Annotated in this window: 3 protein-coding genes; 2 read left to right on the top strand and 1 reads right to left on the bottom strand. The window is 60.5% G+C overall.

Features of this window, described 5'->3' with window-relative positions:
* On the top strand, positions 1 to 2,637 hold a 2,637-nt coding region (locus ACOVRJ_RS16980), incomplete at its 5' end, for a type I restriction endonuclease subunit R (RefSeq protein WP_422045016.1).
* A 3-nt stretch (positions 2,638 to 2,640) separates the two neighbouring features.
* On the top strand, positions 2,641 to 3,357 hold the full coding sequence (locus tag ACOVRJ_RS16975; RefSeq protein ID WP_422045015.1) for a M48 family metallopeptidase: 717 nt from the start codon (positions 2,641 to 2,643) through the stop codon (positions 3,355 to 3,357).
* Between the two features lie 136 nt (positions 3,358 to 3,493).
* Here the strand turns inward: ACOVRJ_RS16975 and ACOVRJ_RS16970 are convergent, their stop codons facing one another.
* On the bottom strand, positions 3,494 to 4,837 hold the full coding sequence (locus ACOVRJ_RS16970) for an RNA-directed DNA polymerase (RefSeq protein ID WP_422045017.1): 1,344 nt from the start codon (positions 4,835 to 4,837) through the stop codon (positions 3,494 to 3,496).
* Positions 4,838 to 5,506 lie beyond the last annotated feature (669 nt).

Genomic DNA, 5,506 nt, shown 5'->3' with positions numbered 1-5,506 from the left:
CGCCAGTGCCTGTCGAACCAGAAGCCCGAGTTCAACGACTGGTTCTTCAGCACGGTGCAGTGGGTGCTGGCGGGCAATGATTCCGAGGGCCTGCGCTACGGCACCATCCAGACGCAGGAGAAGTACTTCCTGGCCTGGACAGAAGCCGAGGCCGACAACGCGGGCTACAAGCTCGACAAGTACCTGGCCACGCTGTGCAGCAAGCAGCGCCTGCTGGAGCTGATGCACGACTTCGTGCTGTTCGACGGCGGCATCAAGAAGCTGCCGCGGGTGCACCAGTACTTCGGCATCAAGGCGGCGCAGGCGCATGTGCAGCAGCGGCGCGGCGGCATCATCTGGCACACGCAGGGGGCGGGCAAGAGCATCCTGATGGTGCTGCTGGCTCGGTGGATTCTGGAGAACAGGCCCGCTGCGCGCGTGGCCATCATCACCGACCGGGATGAGCTGGACCGGCAGATCGAACGCGTGTTCAAGGACGCCGGCGAGACCATCCACCGCAGCCAGAGCGGGCGCGACCTGATGGCCCAACTGGCGCAGCCCCACCCGCGCCTGCTGTGCGCGCTGGTGCATAAGTTCGGCCGCCGGGGAGTGGGCGCAGGAGAAGACGACTTCGAGGCCTTCCTGCGCGACCTGGCCGCTCAGCCCAGCCAGACGCAAGGCGAGGTCTACGTCTTCGTGGACGAGTGCCACCGCACGCAGGGCGGCAAGCTGCACCGGCTGATGAAGGCCATGATGCCCAACGCGGTGTTCATCGGTTTCACCGGCACGCCGCTGCTCAAGAGCGATGCGCAGACCAGCCTGGAGGTGTTCGGCGGCTACATCCACACCTACAAGTTCGCTGAAGCCGTGGAAGACAAGGTGGTGCTGGACCTGGTGTACGAGGCGCGGGACATTGACCAGAAGCTGGGCAACACCGACCAGATCGACCAGTGGTTCGAGGCCAAGACCAAAGGTCTGAACAACTGGCAGAAGGACGAGCTGAAGAAGCAGTGGGGCACGATGCAGAACGTGCTCAGCTCACGCGCCCGCATGGACCGCGTGGTGGCCGACATCGTGTTCGACTTCGCCGTGAAGCCCCGGCTGTCGAGCGAACGCGGCAACGCCATCCTGGTGGCCTCCAGCATCTACGAGGCCTGCAAGTACTTCGTGCTGTTCGGCAAGACGGTCTTCAAGGGCCGGTGCGCGGTGGTGACCTCCTACAACCCGCAGGCCTCGGACGTCAGCAAGGAAGAGACCGGCGCCAACACCGAGAGCGACAAGCAGTTCATCTTCAACACCTACACCGCGCTGCTGGTGGACGTGGTGGCCGAGACGGGCAAGACCAAGACCGAGACATACGAGCAGCAGGCGAAGGACCGCTTCATCAAGGCGCCCGCGCAGATGAAGCTGCTGATCGTGGTGGACAAGCTGCTGACGGGCTTTGATGCCCCGCCCTGCACCTACCTCTACATCGACAAGGCCATGCAGGACCATGGCCTGTTCCAGGCCATCTGCCGCACCAACCGGCTGGACGGCGATGACAAGCAGTTTGGCTACATCGTTGACTACAAGGACCTGTTCAAGAAAGTAGAGAAGGCCATCGCCGTCTACACCGCCGAACTGGCCCACAGCGCGGGGGGCGACAACCCGGAAATCCTGCTCAAAGACCGTCTGGAGGCCGGCCGCGAAAGCCTAGAGGATGCCGTGGAAGCCCTGGCTTTCCTGTGCGAGCCGGTGGCGCCGCCCAAGGGCGACCTGGAGCACATCCACTACTTCTGCGGCAACACCGAAATCGCCGACGACCTGAAGACCCGCGAGCCGCATCGCGTGGCGCTTTACAAGGCTGTGGTGGCCTTGGTGCGTGCGTATGCCAACCTGGCTGATGACCTGGAAGCGGCGGGTTACACGCCCGCGCAGATCGACACGCTCAAGGCGCTGCAGAAGCACTACCTGAACCTGCGCGAGATCATCCGCAAGGCCGCCGGCGAGACGCTGGACCTGAAGCCTTACGAGGCGGACATGCGCCACCTCATCGACACCTACATCGAGGCGCAGGCCCCGAGGAAGATTTCGCCCTTCGACGGCATCGGCCTGCTGGACCTGATCGTCAAGACCGGCATCGCCGACGCGATTGCAGAGCGCCTGGGCGAGATGAAGGGCAACAAAGAATCGATCGCCGAGACGATCGAGAACAACGTCCGCAGCAAGATCCTGAAGGAGCAGCTGACCGACCCGGCCTACTTCGCCAAGATGTCGGCGCTGCTGGACGAGATCATCCGGCTGCGCAAAGAGAAGGCCATCGAGTACGAGGACTACCTGGCCCGCATTGCCGATGTGGCCAAAAAGGTGAGCGCCGGCAAGGCCGATGACACGCCAGTGCAGCTGAAGACGACCGGCCAGCTTGCCCTGTACAACAACCTGAAGGACCAAGCGACGATCAGCGCCGTTCAAGATCTCTCCGGCCCGTTGCTGCCAGCCGATAAGGCGCTGGACAGGGCCTTGCAGCTCGACTCGGCCATCAAGAGCCGCCGCCCGGACGGCTGGCGGGGCGTGCTGGCCAAGGAGCAGATGGTCAAGCAGGCGATGTTCGATGTGCTGCAGGACATCAATGAAGTGAACCGCCTGTTCCCCATCGTCTTCGCGCAGAAGGAGTATTGACCCGTGCGGGACGTGCTCGATCTGGGCGAGCTGCACGCGGAGGTCATCCGCAAGGCCATCAAGCACGTGCACCTGAGCCTGCTGCCGCCAGCAGGCAAAGTGCGCGTGGCCGCGCCGCAGGGCATGCCGCTGGACACGATCCGGCTGTTCGTAGTGTCGAAGCTGGGCTGGATACGCTCACAACAGCGCAAGCTGCAGGCCCAAGAGCGCGAAACGCCGCGCGAGTTCCTGAACAAGGAAAGCCACTACCTGTGGGGCAAGCGCTACCTGCTGGAGATCACGCACGCCGACGCAGCACCCGTGGTCAGCCTGAGCCCAAGAGAGCTGCATCTGCAGGTACGCCCCGACGCCGATGAGGCCCGCTGCGAAGAGGTGCTGGAGGCCTGGTACCGGCAACAGGTGCGCGATGCGGTGCCCGCGCTGCTCGACAAATGGCAGCCCCTGCTGGGCGTGAAGGCAAGCCGCGTCTTCGTGCAACGCATGAAGACCAAGTGGGGCAGCTGCACGCCCGAGTCAGGCTACATCCGGCTCAACACCGACCTGGCCAAGAAGCCCCCCGAGTGCCTGGAGTACATCGTGGTTCATGAACTGGTGCATCTGCTGGAGCCGACGCACAACGCGCGGTTCTCGGCGTTGATGGACTTGTACTTGCCGCATTGGCAGCAGTTGCGGAGAAGGCTCAACAGCTTGCCGGTGAGGCATGAGGAGTGGGGGTATTGAGGCTGGGTTTTCAACTTGACTCCGCTGTACTACACGCGGATCGCCGCCGCGTAGAGCGATTGCGGCAGTTTTCTGTCCAGGGATATGGGTGTGCCGTTGCTGCGTCCTGCTGGTCAAGTGGCATCTGCCGGGTTTGCTAGTAGCCGCCGCCACTGCCCGTAGGCAACACAGGCCGTCGAGCCGGTGTGTAGAGGTGAATAGCATCGATATCCACAAATGATATTGAATTAGCAAGTAAGTACATTACATTGGCGTTTGTAGGCAATCCTGCCGCCGTGACTTCGGCAGTGAACCACCCTCGCTTGACGCACTCATAAATGAACAACCAGTATTCTTCCTTGAAAGAGTCTGGGGTAATCCAAGATTTCCACAAGGTTGAGTCAAAGTCTGACTCAAACACCTTTTCCTCGTGCGCGACCATGGCAGTAACCGCTACGACCGCATCATCCATCGTGGCAATTAACGCCTGGCTGGCTGAGCTTATGGGTAACTTGAGATGTATTGCGGCCCAAATACTCCAAACGACTTCGCTGCCATGACCAATAGGTGCGCTATTCTGTATGAGGGACTCAACCGCGCTTGCACCTAAATCGAGATCAATGCTGTGGCCGCCTGCCGCCTTATTGCTAAGTAAAATGTCCGTAACGAAACGTAAGCAGCCAGCATCCGATGTGATGCACTGCCACAACAACTGCTGTACGAGCTCCCATAGTTTGGGATTAACCTGCACGCCCTGCAGCGCTGCGACCGCGTACCGAAGAACTCCGGCTTGTGGTTTAGCGCGTGCGGCACCAAAGGCCTGATTGAAGTAGTCAATCCATTGAGCCTTAGAACTCGTACCAGAAGTTGGCACATACGGTCTGAGACTAGTTACATAGTCCGATTCGATCTCGCTTGGCAATTCGTCGATATGGGTCTTTGTTTGATTTAGCTGCAGCTCCAATTCATTTAGAAAATATTCCATTCTTGCAAGTGCCGTCTCCGCTTCTGAGAGTCGCTTGAACGTAAACTCGATATCATCAATGAATCTGGTTCCTCCCACAATTGGGCAGGTATTCTTCAGGTGGAGATCAAGAGGAGCCAATAGAATCTCGGCAATGCCGAGGGAAGTATCTGGTCCGATCGGTACACCCTTGGTTTGTCCGAATTGGCTCGCTTGAAGTTCGCGATCAAGGACATTCCCGGCTAGGCTCATGTCCTTCATCGACTTCTTGGCAACAGCTTTGGAATGCAATGACCACGGCACGGCGTGGGTGTAGATCGATGGATAGAACTGAGCTATGTCGGTGCGAAGCAAGTATCTCGCGCCCACCCTAGTCTTCGCTCGTGGGCTGGCGCGATCCGACACGTTGCGCGCGATCGCACGGGGGCCAGAGCATGCTGCGTCAGGCGTCGTCTGTGAATACGGCGATAAGCCCCACTGTGCGACAAGGGCCCCACTGTTCGTGTCGAAAGCCTTGGCCAGCCGGAAGTAGTTCACCGGATTTGGGATCGACAGCTTACGACGTAGACCACCCGCTCGGGCCAGGTTGTGTTGTACCGGTTGCGTCCAGACCGCCGTAGTAGAAACGAAATCCGCTGGCAATCCCGTCTTTCCGACCAAGTTGCCAAGACTGGCGCTAGAGAAGAGCTGAGGTAGTTCCCTCGGAAGAAAGCCTTTGCTTAACAGGGCAGCGTGCACTCTGGCTTCCTTGGCTTGGGCCGGTTCGTAACGGATTGGGCGCTCTTGCGCCGGCAACCATTGGTGTTGAGAAGATGACCGGACGGTGAGATTTCTCTTAGACCGCTGCCACAGATGCTACGCGAGCAAGTACGCGCCATCGGCCTTCCTTCGTCACAGTAGCAAGAACGGGCGCTTGTTCAACTTAGAGCATTCGCGGCGCAAGCCGGTCACGAAGAGCGTGCCCGTCATTCGACGGTCACGCTGGGCTTGTGGCTCCGGCCGGGCCTGTCGGCCCTTCACATCGCTAGCGCGATGTGAGCCTGCGCCGCAATCCACGCCACCTGGCGCGCCTTCGGCGCTGCCGCTGCGCGGCACAAGCCGGCCACGGTCATTCAACCGTGACCGACTTGGCCAGGTTGCGTGGCTTGTCAACATCCGTCCCCCTGGCGCAGGCGGTGTGGTACGCCAGCAGCTGCAGCGGCACCA

The sequence above is a fragment of the Roseateles sp. genome (genome assembly GCF_049240545.1).
Classification (GTDB): Bacteria; Pseudomonadota; Gammaproteobacteria; order Burkholderiales; family Burkholderiaceae_C; genus Paucibacter_A.
Note: the sequence above shows the minus strand (reverse complement) of the source record. Positions and strands in the feature narration are given on the sequence as shown.